Below are 17,858 nucleotides of genomic sequence, written 5' to 3' on the forward strand. Positions count from 1 at the left end.
GCCTTACTCCACCGGGACCTGGTCGGGCAGCGCCAGGGTTTTCTCCTTGGCAATCGCCACGCGTGTGCCGCTGTCGAGCTTGATCTGGCCCGAGGTCACGACCATTTCGCCGACCTTCAGATCCTCTTCGACGATGATCTGGCCATTGCGGCGTTCGCCGGTCTTGACGATGCGCCGTTCGACGGTGGTGATCGCCTCGCCCTGCTCCGACTTGCCTTCCTTGGCGACATAGATGAAGTCGCCATAAAGGCTGTAGCTGATGGCCGTCTGCGGCACGACGACGACATTCATGCGTGCCGGCAGCTGCACGGCGAGTTTGGCGAACATGCCAGGACGCAGCAGCCCGTCGGCATTGTCGAAGGTCCCCTGAACCTCGACCATGCCGGTCTGCTGGTTGACCAGCGGCTCGATGGCGGTGACCTTGCCCTCGAACGTGGTGATCGGATAGGCGTCGGTCGTCATCCGCACGGCCTGGCCGACCTTGAGGTCGGAGAGTTCCTTCTGCGAGACGCTGAAATTCACCAGCATCTTGCTGAGATCCTGGACGTTCACGATCGCATTGCCGGGATCGAGATACTGCCCGACATTGACCTTGCGGATACCGAGCACGCCGTTGAACGGCGCGGTGATCACCTTCTTCTCGATCTGCGCCGAGAGGGCCGCCACTTCGGCCGAGGCCACTTCATATTGCGACTGGCGCTGTTCCAGCGTCGCCTTCGAAATGTTGTCGGTCGAGCGCAGTGACTGGCCGCGCTCGAGATCGGCCTTGGCGAGCTTCAGCGAGGCCTGGGCGCTGGCGAGGTTGGCACGTTCGACATCGGCATCGAGCTGCACCAGCACCTGGCCCTGGGCCACCGTCTCGCCGGATTCGAACTTGATCTGCTGCACGAGGCCGCTGACCGAGGTGGTGACATCAACACCGCGATTGGCCTCGAGCACGCCGATGGCCGAGACCTCGACGCCCCATTCGGCGCTTTCGGCCGGCTGTGCCGTCACATTGACGACCGGGACCGGCATGTTGGCCATGGCGGCTTCCATGGCGGCGAAGCCCGAGAAGATCTTGAAGAAGACGCCGCCGAAAATGACTGCGCTGCCGATCAGCATGAACAGCATCTTCCAGCTGAAGATGCTGCGCAACACCATCTTGGTTCGGGTCGGGGCGGTCATGTCGGTCTCCTGAACGTCTTGTCGTCTGTTTCTTGTCGTCGAATGCTTATCGTGCGGATTTGGCAAGTACCGCAGGCGCGGCAGCAACGCGGCCTTCGCCCAGCAGCTCCATGGCCTTCTCGCGAATGGAAAGACGCTGGGTCTCGTCCATCACCGGCGAGTTCACCAGGCGATGGAGCCACAACCCGTCCATCGCCAGCGCAACAAGGAGCGCCATGCTGGGATCTTCGGAATCGGCGGTGAGGCGGCGAAAAGCCGTGTCGATTGTGTCTTCCAGCGGCTCCATCAGACCAGGGTTGGTGGCGACGGCGGCCAGCAACGCACAGCCCGCGGGATCCGTGCTGGGTCCAGCTGGATCGAATGAGGTCTCGACCAGGGCCCGCGCCCAGCGATTGGGGCCGGGGCTGAGCCTGTCGTAATGCGCCTGTTGGAGGGTTTCGCACTGGCCCGCAAGCCGCGCGACCATGCCTTGGATCAGCGCTTCCTTGCTTTTGAAGTGGTAGAGCACGCCGCCCTTGCTGATGCCAGCAAGGCGCGCGGCTTCGTCCAATGTCAGCGCGGCAACGCCTTGGGTACGCACGACGCTCAGAGCGGCGTCAATGATCTGTTCGCGGGTACTCATTTTTCAGGTAGCTGGCTTTGGGCTGCACTGGCCGGTTCAGTATATCCAGCGCCGGAAACTATACCGTCCAGACGGTACAGTAAAGTCAGATTGCATTAACCATATTTGGTCTTCTGCGCAGACTGAAAGCTGGCGCCGCGCGCTGTTTACTGAGTTCCGCCGCCGTCAGCACCGCCATCGCCACCGCCGCCAGATCCGCCGTCACCGCCACTACCAGTTCCGCCATCGCCGCCGTTGCCAGTTCCGCCGTCACCGCCGCTGTCAGTCCCGCCATCGCCGCCGCTGCCAGTCCCGCCATCGCCGCCGCTGCCGGAACCAGCGTCAGTGCCTGCGCCGGGATCACCGCCGCCAGCTGCTCCCGCTTGATCTACGCCGCTATCGTCGCGATCGCGTCCACGCCCAGCCGGCCCATCTTCATTGCCGGATGCAGGTTCGCTCGTCCCCGACGACGTCGGCATGTCGCCGATATCATCGGTTGGTACCTCAGCAGTGATATCCTCCGGAACAAGTATCAGCGGCTGGCCCGCAGGAGGCGCTGACCGAACAACGCCGGCAAGCGGTTGCGGCTGGCCCCGATCGGATATGGCCGGATCCAATGCCAAGGGTCTTGGCGTCGGCGCGGCAGTGACAAACGGGGCTGCCCACGGTTTCGGTTCTGCCTTCTTGAAAACCAGCTGGGGCGGCGACGCTGCCGGTTTTGCAAACGTCTTCTGCACGCCCTTTTTAGGCGGCTTCGTGCTGGCATCGACAGCAACGCTCTCCACAGAGAAGGACGGTAGAGGCAGCGGTCGCAGCAAATCATCGGGGGTCGATTTCAACAAAGATAGTATGTCGTCCGCAGGCGTCACGGCGACGGCGAATGGAGCTGGCGCAGCCGTATCGGGCGCCGGGCCGGCAAGGAGTGTTGCGAGCTCGCCCGGAGCGGTTAGAGGCTGGAGCGGTGTCTGGGGGGCGGCGCCAGGCTCGTCCGACGGCGCTATCGACGTCGGCGCCATTGCCGGCAGCACCCTTGGTTTTGGCATGGGTGGCAGTTCCGGCACGGCCACCGCTGGGCCGATCGCGCCGTCCTGGAAAGCCGCTAGGTTCGCTGCCGCAACGGTTCCGGCGCCGCCGGAGGTTGAATTGGAAAGAGTAATCACCAAGGCACAGGCGACACAGACGACCATACTGCTCGCGGCCAGCAACGCGCCTGTCGACAATCGCGCTGGTGCTGCGGGTTGCAAAGGCGCATCTCGCACAGCGGCCATTGGCGAAGACACCGCATAAGAAAAGGGCGACGGCTTTCCTCCCCCAATCTTGGGAACACCGGTCGTGGATGGCTTTGGCGCGCGCGGCGGCATCGGCGGATCGGCTCTGATGTCGGGTGCAGCGCCAACATTGGGGGGCGTTGCAGCATGGCCCGAGGAACCGCGATCGAATGCAAGCAGGAAATCCTGATAAGATAGTTCACTTCCAGGCTTCAGCCCGGCAGCCAGCAGGGCCTCGTCGCTGATCCCGTTCTTGACGCGCAGATAGCGCTCATAGCTCGACGCCGCTTTTTCATCCCGGGGCCGCTTGGCAGCCGTCAAAATCGCGCGGACTTTCTCTTCGACTTCGATGCCGTGCCCGGCAAACGGTCCGGCGCTGGGCACCGTGCCAACGCGCCTGTTTTCACGATGCGCCATGACTTCACCCGACTTCCAGATTCTGATTTCTATGCGTCCGCGACGCCTAGATCGTCGCCCCGTGTGCGGAGGCGGGGCTTTTGCGCGAGATTACGAAGGCGGGATCGCCGGCAAGGGCGCAAAACGCGCGCGCCGCGCGCCATGCTCTTCGCAGCAACGTCCGTGAGCAATAGCCGCGTCAAGCTGCGATGATGACAGTGGCACCAACAGGCGACAAGGAACGTCCGCCCGACTCTGGAGAGAAAGGCCCGTATTTGCTGCATTCCTGCGGGCAGACCACAGCTTCAAGTTCGCCGCCTGCCGCGATGGCAAAGCGGAGATATCTGCCAGGTGCTGGATGGATGCCTCGAACCAGATCCAGCTCATCCAGGGACAAGGCCGCGGCGCTTTACGGCGTCATGCACTGACCTGAGAGGGCCGTCGACTTATTCGGCCAGTCGCTGCACCGGCTCAATGGCGCCGGCGGCGTCAACCGGCTGATCGGCGGCAACATCTCCCGGCAGAACGATCTCGGCGATGGTGCCGACATCCGGTACGCTCTGCAGCACCAGCGCGATACCGAAGCGCTCGCACAGCATCTTGGTGATGGGGAGGCCAAGACCGACGCCGCTATTGGCGGCGACATAGGGATTGCGCAGCGAGCGGGAAAACGGAACGAAGGCATTGCGCAGGTCGTCTGCATTCATGCCGACGCCGGTATCCTTGATGACGAGGCGCACGGCACCTCCGTCAAGCAAACCCGCCGCCAGGACGATCTCGCCACCGGGGCGGGTATACTTCACGGCATTGGTCAGCAGATTGGTGAGAATCTGGCGCAAGGGCGTCTCGTCGACCCGCACCCGTATGTCCCGGGGGACATCGCTGTGCCAGGCAATGCGCTTTTCCGACCATTGCCGCTCCAAGAGGCGCTTGATGCTGTCGGCGATATCGGCGAGGCAAACCGGCTCCGCCATGCTGGCATGGCTCTCGCCTTCCAACCGTGCGAATTCCAGGACCTGTTCGATGAGGTGCTGCAAATGCCGGCCGAGCCCGACGATATCGGCCACGTAAGAGCGCTCGCGCTCGCTGAGTTTGGCCCCGACATTCATCTCGAGCAGTTCGGAAAAGCCGATGATGCCGTTGAGCGGAGTGCGCAATTCATGGCTCATATGGGCGAGAAATTCGGATTTGATCTGCCCTGCGCGGATCGCCTCATCAAGCGCCAGCTGCGTTGCCTGCATTTGCGATTCGAGGTTGTGAGCCATGTCGAGCAGGGTTTCTTCGGTCTGGCGGATTTCCTTGAAGCCGCCGACGGGGATCGCGAGGGCGCGAAATTCGCCGGCCTGCACCTTCAACGCGTTGCGCTCCAGGCGGCGCAGGCCCGCGACGATCGGCTGCGACAGGGCCATGGCCGAGAGCACCGTCACCGCGGAAATGCCGATGACGAGCCAGATGATCGAATCCTGTGCCTCCGTCAGCCAGCCGAGCGGCCCCGCCCGCGGCACGGCAACACCGACCAGCCAGGAGAGACCGTGGAAGTCGATCGGCGCGATTTCGGCAAGATAGGCGGTCTTGTCGTATTCGAGGGCGCGGAAGCCGATCGGATGCGAGCCAGCCGGCGACATGGCGGCCTTCCACACTGCGAGCAGCAGGGTCGAGCCGATATCGGCAATGGCCGGCAAGGCATGGACCCGATTGCGCATCAGGCTGCGTCCCACCTCGCCGCCGGTCAGCTCGGATGCCGCGATCACGCGGCCTTCATCGGTCAGCAGAAAGGCGCGGCCGCCGATCTCGCTCTCCAATTGCCCGAAAAATTGCGACAGACCCGCCAGCGTGATGTCGACGCCCACGACGCAGGCGCCACTCACACACTTCGCCTTCCGGGCGACGCTGATGCCGGGTTGGCGAGACGCCCAGAACACATAGGGTTCGGTCCAGCCGCCATTGAGGTCACGCGTCGCGGAGGCGTACCAGGGGCGCAGGCGCGGGTCGAAGCCATCGATCATGCCTTCCTCCGGCGTGATCACCTCGTAATAGACATCGCGCCAGGTGACGGTGACGTCGCGCGCGCGACGCTGGACATCGATCGATTTGAACATGAACTGGTCGCCGGCGACCGTGTTGACGCGCATCACATAGTTGAAGCTGCCGTCATCATAGCCGACATACATGCCGGACAGGGTTGGGCGCGCCATCAGCTGTTGCCACATGTAGCGCATCAGGGTGTTGCGGTCCTGGGAGACGAGGCTCTGATCGGTGATGAGGCGCGCCGTCGCATCGGCAGTGCGCTCCGCCTCGGTCAGGAAGCCCAATGTGCGGGACGTAATGTGGTCGTTGGCGCTCTTCATCAGCACCTGGGCCGCAGCAACGGCCGCTCGCTGTGCAATGAAGACACCACCGATGCTGACCACAACGGCAGCAAAGCCAACCAGCAGAGGCAGCGCAATCAGCAGCGCCTTGCGAACGGACCAGAACGGACGCATCTTGAGGACAATACTCCTCAAACTTGATCATTGTCGGGCATATTCCCGCGTCGGACCTTACATGAGCCGATCGCCCCAGCAAACGGGCAAATCGGCGCGTTAGCTAACGCCGAATTCAATCTTCGAACTCCGTATCGATGTCGATGCCGCTGCCGAGCACGCGCTTGGCGAGGTCGTAACTGAAGCCGGCGCGCGCCATGGCGGCAAGATCGCGCTTGGCCTGTTCCAGCCGCTGCTCGCCGGCGATGTGCCGCGCCCGGTAGCGCCCCAGGCGCCGGCGCTTGGCATAGGCGATGGCCGCTGCCTCGTCGACATTGCCGAACTCTTCCCTTAGCCCATCGATCGCCGCACCGCGCGTCTCGGCAGCCACACCCAGTTGCGCGAGCTTGGCGCCGATCTGTCTTTTCGATGTGCCGCGGCGCGTCAGGCTCGCGGCCTTCATCCCGGCAAAGGCCGCATCATCCAGGAAACGGTTTCGCTGCAGTTTGGCGATGACGACCGGGATCGCGGCAAGGAGTGGCGCCGGATCGTCGCCATGGAAATGCGCCGATCTGCGGATGCGCCGCGTCAGCATGTCCTCGACCCGCTTGGCACTGGTGGCAAAGCGCGCGAGATAGTCGAGGGCGATCTGGTCGAGATCCGGGATCGCCAGGCGCTTTGGCCGCCGTTCGGTCATGGTGACGCTCTTGTCATTCCTTCACGCCACCATTGCAGATTCCGCTGGGCTGCACAAATGTCGCGGCCTGGAAACGGCGCGCGATCCGGTCTATCAATTTGCTCCGCAGGCGTGGCAATTTGCCCCTGCGAGGGGTGCGCTTTTGGGGGAACAGAGATCACATGTCCGAGTCCATTTTTGCCGCCGGCTACAAGAACGAGGCCTATTGGTGGGAAGATGCCCCACGGCCCGAGCGGCGCGCCGCCAGCCTGCCGGCCAAAATTGACGTCCTCGTCATCGGGTCTGGCTATACCGGCCTGATGGCCGCGCGCGAGACAGCCAAGGGCGGACGCTCGACACTGGTACTCGATGCGGAAGCCGCGGGCTTCGGCTGTTCCAGCCGCAATGGCGGGCAGGTCTCGACCAGCATCAAGCCGAGCTTCGGCGAGCTTTCCGGCAAGCATAACGCCGACCTCGCCCGCGGCATTCGGCGCGAGGGGCTGAACGCCCTCGACTACATCACCGATCTGATGGCGACCGAAAAGCTCGATTGCGATTGGGAGGTCTGCGGCCGCTTCCACGCCGCACACAATCCGAAACAATACGATGCGCTGGGCAAGGCCCTCGCCGCAGCACCCAAGGATCTCTCCAGCCCCTATTACATGGTGCCTAAGGCCGAGCAGGCCAAGGAGATCGACAGCCCGTTCTATCATGGCGGCGCCGTGCACACGAAACACGCCTCGCTGCATCCGGGGAAGTATCACCTGGAACTGCTGCGTCTGGCGGAAACTGCCGGCGCCCAGGTCGTCGCCCATTGCCCGGTGACCGGCCTTGAAAAGACATCCGCTGGCTTCAGGGTGACAACGTCTTTGGGCCAGGTCGCGGCGCGCGACGTGATCGTCGCCACAAATGGCTATACCGGGCCGCTCACCCCCTGGCATCGCCGCCGCGTCATTCCGATCGGGTCCTATATCATCGCGACCGAGGAGCTGCCGCTGGATGTCACAGCCCGCCTGCTGCCGACCAATCGCATGATTTCCGACACGCGCAAGCTGGTGTTCTATTACCGCCTGTCGCCGGACAAGCGGCGCATCATCTTCGGCGGCCGCGTCGCCTATAAGGAGAACGACCCCAAGGTCAGTGCACCGCGCCTTCACAACTGGATGTCGCTGATTTTCCCGGAGACCAGCACGGTCAAGGTGACGCATAGCTGGATGGGCTACGTCGCCTATACCTTCGACACGTTGCCGCATATCGGTAAGCAGGACGGCCTCTGGTACGCCATGGGCTATTGCGGCTCCGGCATTTCGCTCGCCACCTATTTCGGGGCAAAGATCGGCCAGCAGGTGCTGGGCAAGGCGGAAGGCAAGGGCCCGCTTGATAACGTGCCGTTCCAGACCCGGCCGCTCTATGAAGGCAATCCGTGGTTCCTGGCGCCGTCGATCTTCTATTACCGGATCAAGGATTCGCTGCCGATTTAAGACGGTAGATTTACGCGTCATGGTCGGCGGAGGCCGACCATCCACCACTTCCGTACGTCAGTTGCCACCAAACTCGTGGATGGTACGCCTTCGCGTACCATGACGATGAAGGTGGGGTTACCGCCGCGCCTTGAAGAAGCTCCTGAGCAATTCGGCGCTGCGGTCTTCGCCGCTGCCGCCGATGACCTGCGGGCGGTGGTGGCAGGTGGGGAGGGTGTAGAGCCTTGGCCCGCTGTCGATGCCGCCACCCTTGGGGTCGGGGGCGCCGTAGATCACGCGCCGGAGACGCGCGAAGGAAATGGCGGTCGCACACATCGGGCAAGGCTCCAGCGTGACATAGAGATCGGCAAAAGGCAGGCGCTTCTCGCGCCGGCTGGTGGCAACCGCCTGGATCACCAGCATTTCGGCATGGGCCGTCGGGTCGTGGCGTTCCTCGACCCGGTTATGGTCAGCCGCCAGGACCTCGCCGCTTGCCGGGTCGACCAGGACGGCGCCGATCGGCACCTCGCCCTTCTCATAGGCGGCTTCGGCCTGGCGAAAGGCCAGATCCATGAAATTGACGGGCGGATGGGGGTGGATTTCAGTCATTGCGCCAGTCTCCCCGGCCCTTTTGCGTGGGTCAAGCGGGGCAGCCATGCCGGGACGGGTCTTGTGTCCCTGGGGAGGCTGTGGAATAGCTTGCCCCAATCAGCCGCGCCGCGAGGCGCCGCAGCCATTTTCCGGAGCCTCATTACCCATGACGACACCCCTCATCGGCCTTACCCTCGACGTCGATGCCCCGCGCGGCCTGTCCAAGGCGCCGCATTATTCCCTGCGCGCCACCTATACCCAGGCCGTCACCAGCGCCGGTGGCATGCCGATCTGCCTGCCGCATGAAGCGGCGATGATCGACGCTTACGCCGACACAATCGCAGGTCTTGTCGTCACCGGTGGCGGCTTCGACGTCAACCCGGCGCTCTATGGCGACAATACCAAGCATGCGACGGTGACGACCAAGGAAGGCCGCACCCATTTCGAGTTCGGCATCGTCAAGGCTATGCTGAAGCGCAACAAGCCCGTGCTCGGCATCTGCGGTGGCGAGCAGCTGATCAATGTCATTCTCGGCGGCACCCTCATCCAGCATATCGAGGATGAGGTGACGGATTCACTGCTGCACGAGCAGCCCAACCCGCGCACCGAAGCCGGCCACAAGGTGACGCTGACGGAAGGCTCGCTGCTGCAGCGGATCGTTGGTGCTGCCGAACTGCCGGTGAACTCCGCCCACCACCAGGCGGTGAAATCGGTCGGTGCCGGCGTTGTCGTCAATGCGACGGCACCCGACGGCGTCATCGAGGGGATCGAGGACCCGCGCTATAAATTCTGCCTCGGCGTGCAATGGCACCCGGAACTCAACGTGACCTCGGGCGATGGCAAGATCCTTACCGCCTTCGTCGCCGCCACGAAGGCCGCGTGAGCACGATGGAAAAGACGAGAAAGAGTGAGCTGCCGAAGACCGGCCAGGCCGGCGAGCGTATCGCCAAGGTGATGGCCCGCGCCGGCCTCTGTTCGCGGCGCGATGCGGAGGCGTGGATTGCCAATGGCCGCGTCACCCTCAATGGCAAGGTGCTGACATCGGCTGCGATCAATGTCGGCAAGAAGGATACCGTGCTGGTCGACGGCCAGCCGCTGCCGGAGAAGCAGCTGACCCGCGTCTGGCTCTATTACAAGCCCAAGGGGCTGATGACGACCTCCTACGACCCGGAGGGCCGCGCGACGGTTTTCGACAATCTGCCGGCGGAGATGCCGCGCGTGATTTCGGTAGGCCGGCTCGATCTCAATTCCGAAGGCCTGCTGCTCCTCACCAATGATGGTGAGTTGGCGCGCAAGCTGGAGCTGCCGACGACGGCGTGGATCCGGCGCTACCGCGTGCGCGTCAATGGCCGCTTCGATCCCAAACTGCTCGAGGGCCTCAAGGACGGCATCGAGATCGACGGCGTGCGCTATGGCTCGATCGAAGCCGCGTTTGAGCGCCAGCAGGGCGCCAATGCCTGGCTGACCATGGCCCTGACCGAGGGCAAGAATCGCGAAATCCGCCGCATCTGCCAGCATTTCGGCTGGCCGGTCAGCCGCCTGATCCGTGTCGGCTATGGCCCCTTCGTGCTGGGCGAGATGGAGCCCGGCCAGGTGCAGGAAGTGAAGGGCAAGCTGCTGCAGACGCAGCTGCGCTTTGGCAATGACTGGCGGGCGGAAAAAGCGGCGGAAGTGGAAGTGGCGCCATCGCGCCCGGTCTTCAACCGCGGCCCCGACAAGAAGACCCGCGAGAAGCTGCGCGATGCACCGCGCGAGGAACGCGGCAAGCCGGCCGAGAGATCGGAACGCCGCGCCCCGCGTCCCCAGCAGGTCGAAGAAGAAGCACCGCGCCCGCGCCGCCTGCAGCGTGCGGACCTGCCGCGCTGGTCGGAGCGGCCGCGACAGGAAGAAGCGGCGACAGGCGAGCGCCCGCAGCGGCACCGCATTGAGCTGAAGCCGAAGGAACGTCGCGAGCAGAAACCACGCACAGAATCCGGCGACCGGCCACGCTGGTCGGAGAGACCACGGCAGGATGTGCGGACGGATGGCGAGCGCCCGCAACGCCGGCAGGCCGAATTCAAGCCGAAGGAACCCCGGGCGCAGAAGTCGCGCGATGAATCCGGTGACCGCCCGCAAAAGCCCGGCTTCAAGGCCGGCTGGGCCAAGAACAAGGCCAAGAAGGCGCAGCCGGGCAGCCATCATGGCTTCAAGCACAAACCCCGTGACGCGGAAGATGGCGCTGACGCGCGGCCGCCGCGGAAAGCCAAGGCCGCAGCCAGGTACGAGCAGCCACCCCGTGACAATGCCCCGTCAGGCAGCAAGATTCCGGCGCGTGAGAATGCACCCATGCGTCATGCCGGGACCCGCAGCAACGCCAAGCCGCGCGGGCGCAATGACCAACGCGGCCCGGACAAGCCGCGAGACAAGCAGGGCGACAAACCGCGCGGGGACAAGCCGCGCGGCAAGCCGGCATCGGGCCATGCGCGTCGATTCAGGTAGTCACCGCGGCACCAAGCTGGCGGTGCCAGAGGGGAAGGACGTCCGCCCAACCTCCGACCGCGCCCGGCAGGCGATCTTCAACATCCTGGCCCATGGCCATGATGCGATCGCGGATGCGCGGGTGCTCGATGTTTTTGCGGGATCCGGCGCCTTGGGACTTGAGGCGCTGTCGCGTGGTGCGCAATCGCTGGCGGCCTTCGAACAGGACCGCCTTGCCGCCGATTGCATCAAGCGCAATGCGGTCGCCTGCCATGAGAGCGAACGTACCGTCATCATCCTCGGCGATGCCACGCGCCCGCCAGAGGCGCATCGTCATCCGCGCTTCAGCCCGGCCGATCTGGTCTTTCTCGATCCGCCTTATGGGCAGGATCTCATCATCCCGGCACTCACGGCACTCGACGCGCGTGGCTGGATTGCCGGCAATGCGCTGGTCGTTGCCGAGATGGCGGAGCGCGATCGCTTTGCCCCACCCGCCGGTTTCGTGGCCGTCGACGAACGTCGCTATGGCAAAGCGCACATCGTCATGTTGCGAAAATCGAGCTAAACCCCTCACCCCGACCCTCTCCCCGCTATCGCGGGGCGAGGGAGTTCTGACCGAGTTTGCGACAAGCCCCTCGCCCCTCTGGGGGGAGGGGTTGGTGTGAGGGGGGCGCCTCAGGCTCTGCGCGACAGCAGGAAGAGAACGAGGCCGAGCGCGTTGACGGCGGCAGCCAAGGCAAAAGCCGTGCCGGCACCGAGCTGGTCCCAGGCAAAGCCCATCGCCGCCGAGCCGACGAAGATGGCGATGCCGGCGGCGAGGTTGAAGACGCCAAAAGCCGTGCCGCGCAAATGCGCCGGGGCGTGATCGGCCACCAGCGCCGAGAAGATGCCTTGGGTCAATGCAAGGTGCACGCCCCAGATGCCGGCACCGATCCAGACCAGCATCGGCCCGGTGGCAAGCGCCATTGCGACATGCGAGGCGATGAGCAGCAGGAAGCCAAGACCGATCACCTTGTTGCGCCCGACGCGGTCGGACCAGCTGCCGGCCAAGGGTGTCAGTGGCACAGAGACCAAATTCATCACCACCAGCGCCATCGGCGCCCAGGCGGCGGGTACGCCTACATCCTGGGCCCGCAATATCTGAAAGGCTTCGGAGAAGCGCGGCAGCAGCAGGATGAACAGGAAACCCATCGCCAGCCAGAACGGCCGCCCCAGCTGGCGCAATTCGCTGGCCTTGAGCGGGAACGGCCGCGCGACGCGGGGAGCATCGCTTTGCGCTTCCTGGACGCCGATCATCATGACCGACACGGACAGAACCGCCGGCACCACCGCCCACCACAAAACCGGTGTCACATCGCCGGCATAAAGCTGCAGCAGCAGGATGGCGAGCAAGGGGCCGATGACGGCACCCATATTGTCCATCGCCTGGCGCACGCCATAGGCATAGCCACGATGTTCCGGCGCCACCCAATCGGCCACCAGCGCATCGCGCGGCGCGCCGCGAATGCCCTTGCCGAGGCGGTCGGCAAAGCGGCCGAAGAAGACTGCGAGCGGCGTCGCGGCGATCGGAAACAGCGCCTTCGAGCAGGCAGAGAGCCCATAGCCGAAGGCGGCGATCCATTTGCGGCTTTGCCAATGATCGCTGAGGGCGCCGGAAAAGATCTTGGTCACCGACGCGGTCGCTTCGGCGAGGCCATCGATGATGCCGACCAGGAAGACGCTGGCCCCCAGCCCGTTCACCAGCAGCAGCGGCAGCACGGCATGCACGATCTCGCTGGAGCCATCCATCAGCAGGCTGGTCAGGCCCAGCATCCAGATCGTTCGCGGCAGCTTTGGGCGCATGATTTTGCCGGTTCGTCAGCGACGGCCGAAGAGGCGTTCGATGTCGCTGAGCTTCAGTTCCACATACGTGGGCCGGCCATGATTGCATTGGCCGGAATGGGGTGTCGCTTCCATCTGGCGCAAGAGCGCGTCCATCTCGGCCGGCAGCAATTGCCGCCCGGCACGGACCGAGCCGTGGCAAGCCATGGTGCCGCAGATATCCTCAAGCTTTTCCTTCAAGGAGAAGGCTGCACCCAGTTCGAAGATTTCTTCGGCCAGATCCCGCACCAGGCCTTTGACATCGCTCTGGCCAAGGAGCGCCGGCACTTCGCGCACCGCGACGGCGTCGTGGCCGAAGGGTTCGATGGCAAGACCCAGTTCTTCCAGCTCGCCGGCACGGCCGAGGATGGCGGTTGCGAGTTTCACCGGCAGTTCGACGATTTCCGGAATGAGCAGCGCCTGGCGCTTGACGCCGCCATCGGCGAGCGCCGCCTTCATGCGTTCCAGGACGAGGCGTTCATGTGCGGCATGCTGGTCGACGATGACCATGCCGTCCTGCGTCTGCGCCACGATATAGGTGCCGAATATCTGGGCCCGGGCGATGCCCAACGGGTAATTCTGTGGCGGCGTTTCCGGCTGCGGCGCCGGCGCGGCGCCACTCGGCCGCGCCATCTCCGGCGACAGTGTGCCAAACGTCGCCTCCGGCGACAGGGGGGCAAAGGCTGCCATGGCTTGCGCCACGACACCGGCGTTGAAGCGATTGATCTGGCCATTGCCCGCATGCATTGCCTGATAAGGCGTTTGCATCGGTGAAGCGACTCCAGGCAGCGCATCGAAGGCCGCGAGTGTCGCATTGGCAACGGTGGTCGAGGCGCGGTGCCCGGCGGCATCGAGCGCACGCCGGATGGCGCCGACAATGAGGCCGCGCACCAAGGCTGCGTCCTGGAAGCGCACTTCGGCCTTGGCCGGATGCACGTTGACGTCGACCAGTTCCGGCGGGCAATCGAGGAACAGCGCCACCAGCGGATGACGATCGCGCGCCAGAAAATCCTGATAGGCGCCGCGGATGGCACCCTGGAGCAGGCGATCACGGACCGGGCGGCCATTGACGAAGAGATATTGCGAGGACGCCGTGGCGCGGTTGAGCGTCGGCAAACCGGCAAAGCCGGTGAGGCGGTGTCCGTCCCGCTCGACATCGAGTGCCACGGCATTGTCGGCAAAGTCGCGGCCCATGACATCGCCGAGGCGCTTCAGCCGGGCGGCGTCGGGCTTGTCCATGAGATCCGCCTGCGCCGCATCGAGCCGCAGCACGTTGCGGCCGTCATCGCTCACCGCAAAGGCAACCTCGGGATGGGCCATGGCGAGGCGTTCCAGAATTTCGACCACCGCATTCTGTTCCGAGCGCGCTGTTTTCAGGAATTTGAGGCGCGCCGGCACCGCGAAGAAAAGATCGCGGAGTTCCACCCGCGTACCGCCACTCAAGGCCGCGGGCTCCGGTCCGGTCTTCTCGCCACCCTCGACACGGACGACCCAGGCCTGGTCGCTGCCCCGCGCGCGGCTGGTGATGGAAAGGCGGCCAACGGCGCCGATCGAGGGCAAGGCCTCGCCCCGAAAACCGAAGAACCCGATATGGACCAGGTCGTCATCGGGCAGTTTCGAGGTGGCATGCCGCTGGATAGCGAGATCAAGGGCCGCGCGGTCCATGCCATGGCCGTCGTCGGTGACGCTGATGAAGCTCTTGCCGCCTTCGCGCAGCTCGACGACGACGCGGCTGGCACCCGCATCGACGGCATTCTCGACCAGTTCCTTCACCACGGAGGCGGGTCGTTCGATGACCTCGCCAGCGGCGATCTGGTTGACGAGATTGGGAGGCAAAAGGCGAATCGGCATGGGTGCAGTCTAGCACCCAAATATCGCCCGATTGTACCGCCACAAGCTCGGGCTTGCCCGGCGCGCGGCGCAATGGCTGAATGGCGCCAACTTCACAACCAGCGCGGGCCAGCCGATCATGAGTTCAAGCCAAGGTGAATTCCCCAGTGCCGAGGATTATGGCCGTTCTCTCAAGGGTTTCGGCGTCAACCTGCTGGTGCGCGACGTGCTGCGCGCAGTCGATTTCGCCCGCGACATTCTTCAGGCGGAAACCGTTACGGCCGATAAGGACTTTGCGGTCCTGCGCCACCGCGTGAATGGCCAAATCCTGGCGGAATGGATGCTGCATGCCGACGGCACCTATCACAGCAACCCGCTTCTGGGCCTGCTGCCGGAAAACGGCCCGCGCGGTGCCGGGGCCGAATTGCGACTCTATCACCTTGACCCGGATGCGGCTGTGGCCCGCGCCAAGAAACGCGAGGACGTCGTCCTCATGGAACCGGCGGACAAGCCGCACGGCATGCGCGAGGCCTACATCCTCGACCCCGACGGTTATTGCTGGGTGGTCAGCCTGCCGCTGCCGAAGAAGGGCTGAGAGATGCCCCCCTCTCTAACTCTCCCCCTCAAGGGGGGAGAGGACTAGAGCGAGGTTGGTGCGACCACTCGTTCTCATCTCCCTCCCCCCTTGAGGGGGAGGGTCGGGGTGGGGGGTGAGCGACTGAAGACTCTCTCAAACCTTGGCGTAATCGCGATACCAGGCGACGAATTTCTCCAGCCCTTCAGCGAGGCTGGTCTTCGGGTCGTAGCCGAGATCGGCGCGGCTGCGGGTGAGATCGGCCCATGTGGCTTTCACATCGCCGGCGGCCGGCGGCTGCACGTCGCGCTCGGCTTTTTTCCCGCAAGCCTGTTCTACCAGGTCGATGAGGTGGTTGAGCTTCACCGGCCGATCGGTGCCGAGATTATAGAGGCGGTGCGGCAATTCCTCGGTCCTTGCCGGCGGCCGGTCGAGGGCCGCGATCACGCCGGACACGATGTCGTCGATATAGGTGAAGTCGCGCTCGACGCTACCGTCGCCGAACACTTCGATTTTCTTGCCCGCCAGGATCGCCTGGGTGAAGCGGTAATAGGCCATGTCCGGCCGACCCCAGGGACCAAAGACGGTGAAGAAGCGCAGGCCCGTCAGCGGCAGCTTGTAGAGATGGGCGTAGGATGCGCTCATCAGCTCGTCCGATCGCTTGGTGGCGGCATAAAGCGAGGCGGGCCGCTCGACCGGATCGGTTTCCGCGAAGGGGACCTTGGTGTTGTTGCCATAGACCGAGCTAGAACTGGCATAGACCATATGTTTTAGCTGCGGCGCGTGGCGGGCGACCTCCAGCACATTGAGATGGCCGGAGAGATTGGCATGCACGTAATCGGTCGGGTGCTCGATGGAATGGCGCACGCCGGCTTGGGCAGCCAGATGCACGATGCCGATGAGATCCTTGATATGATGCGCCACGGCCGCATTGAGCGCCGGGGCGCGGCCGAGATCGGCAAAGACATAACGGAAGTTGGGATGCCGTTCCAACCGGTGCAGACGCGCCTGCTTCAGCTTGGTGTCGTAATAGGCGTTCATGTTGTCGAGGCCCAGCACGCGTTCGCCACGCGCCAGCAGGACTTCAGCCGTGTGGTAACCGATAAAACCGGCAACGCCGGTTACAAGAATGGTCATGGACTATCTCAGGCCTTGATGACATTGCGGCCACGCCAGCCGGCGCGCGCCATGGTGTTGCGGGTATCGACGATGAGTTTTGCGGCCTTGCCGACGCGCTTGAAATCGATGGCGTCGTGATCGGTGACGATGAGGACGACGTCGGCGCGTTTGAGGTTGGTGTCAGACAAGGCAATCGAGCGGCGGCCGGCAAGATGCGGATGCTCGCGCGAGGGCTTGATGGCCGCGATGATGGGGTCGTGATAATCGACCTTCGCCCCCTGCGCTTCCAGCATCTCGATCAATGTCAGCGCCGGGCTTTCGCGCATGTCGTCGACATTCTTCTTGTAAGCCAAGCCGATCACCAGGATGCGGGCGCCTTTCAAGGCCTTTCCGGCACGTTCGCTCAGGGCACCGACCAACCGATCGACCACATAGCGCGGCATCAGGGTATTGATCTCGCCGGCGAGTTCGATGAAGCGGGTGGTGATGCCGAATTCCCGCGCCTTCCAGGTGAGATAGAAGGGATCGATCGGGATGCAATGCCCGCCGAGGCCGGGGCCTGGATAGAAGGGCATGAAGCCGAAGGGTTTGGTTTTGGCCGCGTCGATCACTTCCCAGACGTCGATGCCCATGGCGTCGAAGATGACCTTGAGCTCATTCACCAGCGCAATGTTCACTGAGCGGAAGATGTTCTCGGTGAGCTTGACGGCTTCCGCCGTCGCGGGGCTCGAGGCCGGCACGGTCTTCACCACTGCCGCATCATAGAGTGCCAAGGCAAGTTCGAGGGCTGCCGGACCGTCGCCGCCGACGACTTTGGGTATGGCTGCGGTGCCATAAGTCTCGTTGCCGGGATCTTCGCGTTCCGGCGAATAGGCGAGGAAGAAATCACGCCCGCTTTTGAGCTTCTTTGTCTCCAGCGCCGGGCGCACGACTTCGTCCGTGGTGCCCGGATAGGTGCTGGATTCAAGGACCACCAATTGACCGGCCTTCAAATGCTTGCCGATCTCCGTGGCGGTGTTGGCGACAAACGAAAGATCAGGCTCGCGCTGCTTCGAGAGCGGGGTGGGGACGCAGATGATGATGCAATCCATGGCCTTGAGGCCGCGGAAATCGGCACTGGCCCGCAAGCCGCCCGCTTTCACCAGCGGGGCGATGCGCTTGCCCGGAATGTGCCGGATGTAGGAGCGCCCCATATTGAGCTTGTCGGTCTTCATGACATCGACATCGAAGCCGGTGACGGCAAAGCCTTTTTCGGCAAAGAGGCAGGCCAAGGGGAGGCCGACATAGCCCAGGCCGATGATGCCGATTTTGGCTCTGCGTGCGTCGATCCGGCGCAGAAGGGTCCTGGCGGCTGGATTGAGGCCGGATTTTCTCTGTTCTGTCATGGTTTAGCTGTG

At 64.0% G+C, this 17,858-nt stretch carries 16 protein-coding genes; 6 read left to right on the forward strand and 10 right to left on the reverse strand.

What is annotated here, in order from left to right; genetic code table 11:
• Positions 1 to 3: 3 nt before the first annotated feature.
• From SMD31_RS15900 to SMD31_RS15910, 3 genes are all read right to left on the reverse strand, one after another.
• Positions 4 to 1,167 carry an efflux RND transporter periplasmic adaptor subunit gene (locus SMD31_RS15900; protein WP_320501899.1) on the reverse strand — a complete coding sequence of 388 codons (1,164 nt, stop codon included), beginning with the start codon at positions 1,165 to 1,167 and terminating at the stop codon, positions 4 to 6.
• A 46-nt stretch (positions 1,168 to 1,213) separates the two neighbouring features.
• Positions 1,214 to 1,789, reverse strand: a complete 576-nt coding sequence (locus SMD31_RS15905; RefSeq protein ID WP_320501900.1) for a TetR/AcrR family transcriptional regulator — start codon at positions 1,787 to 1,789, stop codon at positions 1,214 to 1,216.
• Between the two features lie 85 nt (positions 1,790 to 1,874).
• On the reverse strand, positions 1,875 to 2,132 hold the full coding sequence (locus tag SMD31_RS15910; protein WP_320501901.1) for a hypothetical protein: 258 nt from the start codon (positions 2,130 to 2,132) through the stop codon (positions 1,875 to 1,877).
• A 239-nt stretch (positions 2,133 to 2,371) separates the two neighbouring features.
• Here SMD31_RS15910 and SMD31_RS15915 point away from each other — a divergent pair, with 239 nt between their 5' ends.
• Positions 2,372 to 3,055 carry a hypothetical protein gene (locus SMD31_RS15915; protein ID WP_320501902.1) on the forward strand — a complete coding sequence of 228 codons (684 nt, stop codon included), beginning with the start codon at positions 2,372 to 2,374 and terminating at the stop codon, positions 3,053 to 3,055.
• Positions 3,056 to 3,878: 823 nt separating this feature from the next.
• Here the strand turns inward: SMD31_RS15915 and SMD31_RS15920 are convergent.
• Both SMD31_RS15920 and SMD31_RS15925 read right to left on the reverse strand, forming a co-directional pair.
• Entirely contained in the window at positions 3,879 to 5,915 is a 2,037-nt protein-coding gene (locus SMD31_RS15920; RefSeq protein WP_320501903.1) for a sensor histidine kinase, read from the reverse strand.
• Between the two features lie 115 nt (positions 5,916 to 6,030).
• Complete coding sequence (locus SMD31_RS15925) at positions 6,031 to 6,591, reverse strand: regulatory protein RecX (protein WP_320501904.1); 561 nt, start codon at positions 6,589 to 6,591, stop codon at positions 6,031 to 6,033.
• Positions 6,592 to 6,752: 161 nt separating this feature from the next.
• On the opposite strand from SMD31_RS15925, the gene SMD31_RS15930 reads away from it, so the two are divergent.
• Positions 6,753 to 8,051: an NAD(P)/FAD-dependent oxidoreductase gene (locus SMD31_RS15930; RefSeq protein ID WP_320501905.1), complete on the forward strand. Its 1,299-nt coding sequence runs from the start codon at positions 6,753 to 6,755 to the stop codon at positions 8,049 to 8,051.
• 117 nt (positions 8,052 to 8,168) lie between these two features.
• Here SMD31_RS15930 and SMD31_RS15935 read toward each other — a convergent pair whose 3' ends face one another.
• Positions 8,169 to 8,639: a nucleoside deaminase gene (locus tag SMD31_RS15935; RefSeq protein WP_320501906.1), complete on the reverse strand. Its 471-nt coding sequence runs from the start codon at positions 8,637 to 8,639 to the stop codon at positions 8,169 to 8,171.
• A gap of 148 nt (positions 8,640 to 8,787) precedes the next feature.
• Here SMD31_RS15935 and SMD31_RS15940 point away from each other — a divergent pair, with 148 nt between their 5' ends.
• Genes SMD31_RS15940 through rsmD form a run of 3 tightly spaced genes read left to right on the forward strand, consistent with a single transcriptional unit; the run spans position 8,788 to position 11,643 of the window.
• Positions 8,788 to 9,504 (forward strand): gamma-glutamyl-gamma-aminobutyrate hydrolase family protein, encoded by a 717-nt coding sequence (locus SMD31_RS15940; RefSeq protein WP_320501907.1) that lies wholly within the window; start codon positions 8,788 to 8,790, stop codon positions 9,502 to 9,504.
• Positions 9,505 to 9,509: 5 nt separating this feature from the next.
• Positions 9,510 to 11,099 carry a pseudouridine synthase gene (locus SMD31_RS15945; RefSeq protein WP_320502481.1) on the forward strand — a complete coding sequence of 530 codons (1,590 nt, stop codon included), beginning with the start codon at positions 9,510 to 9,512 and terminating at the stop codon, positions 11,097 to 11,099.
• Positions 11,080 to 11,643 (forward strand): 16S rRNA (guanine(966)-N(2))-methyltransferase RsmD, encoded by a 564-nt coding sequence (rsmD, locus tag SMD31_RS15950; protein WP_320501908.1) that lies wholly within the window; start codon positions 11,080 to 11,082, stop codon positions 11,641 to 11,643. Before SMD31_RS15945 ends, rsmD begins: the two co-directional genes overlap by 20 nt.
• 110 nt (positions 11,644 to 11,753) lie before the next feature.
• Here rsmD and SMD31_RS15955 read toward each other — a convergent pair whose 3' ends face one another.
• On the reverse strand, positions 11,754 to 12,920 hold the full coding sequence (locus tag SMD31_RS15955) for an MFS transporter (RefSeq protein ID WP_320501909.1): 1,167 nt from the start codon (positions 12,918 to 12,920) through the stop codon (positions 11,754 to 11,756).
• A 15-nt stretch (positions 12,921 to 12,935) separates the two neighbouring features.
• Entirely contained in the window at positions 12,936 to 14,789 is a 1,854-nt protein-coding gene (mutL, locus tag SMD31_RS15960) for a DNA mismatch repair endonuclease MutL (protein ID WP_320501910.1), read from the reverse strand.
• A gap of 118 nt (positions 14,790 to 14,907) precedes the next feature.
• Here mutL and SMD31_RS15965 point away from each other — a divergent pair, with 118 nt between their 5' ends.
• On the forward strand, positions 14,908 to 15,363 hold the full coding sequence (locus SMD31_RS15965; RefSeq protein WP_320501911.1) for a VOC family protein: 456 nt from the start codon (positions 14,908 to 14,910) through the stop codon (positions 15,361 to 15,363).
• Between the two features lie 135 nt (positions 15,364 to 15,498).
• Here SMD31_RS15965 and SMD31_RS15970 read toward each other — a convergent pair whose 3' ends face one another.
• Positions 15,499 to 16,479: an NAD-dependent epimerase/dehydratase family protein gene (locus SMD31_RS15970; RefSeq protein WP_320501912.1), complete on the reverse strand. Its 981-nt coding sequence runs from the start codon at positions 16,477 to 16,479 to the stop codon at positions 15,499 to 15,501.
• Positions 16,480 to 16,487: 8 nt separating this feature from the next.
• Positions 16,488 to 17,846, reverse strand: coding sequence for a nucleotide sugar dehydrogenase (locus SMD31_RS15975; RefSeq protein WP_320501913.1), 1,359 nt, complete (start codon positions 17,844 to 17,846; stop codon positions 16,488 to 16,490).
• Between the last annotated feature and the right edge of the window lie 12 nt (positions 17,847 to 17,858).

The sequence above is a fragment of the Dongia rigui genome, from assembly GCF_034044635.1.
In the GTDB taxonomy this organism is placed as follows: Bacteria; Pseudomonadota; Alphaproteobacteria; order Dongiales; family Dongiaceae; genus Dongia; species Dongia rigui.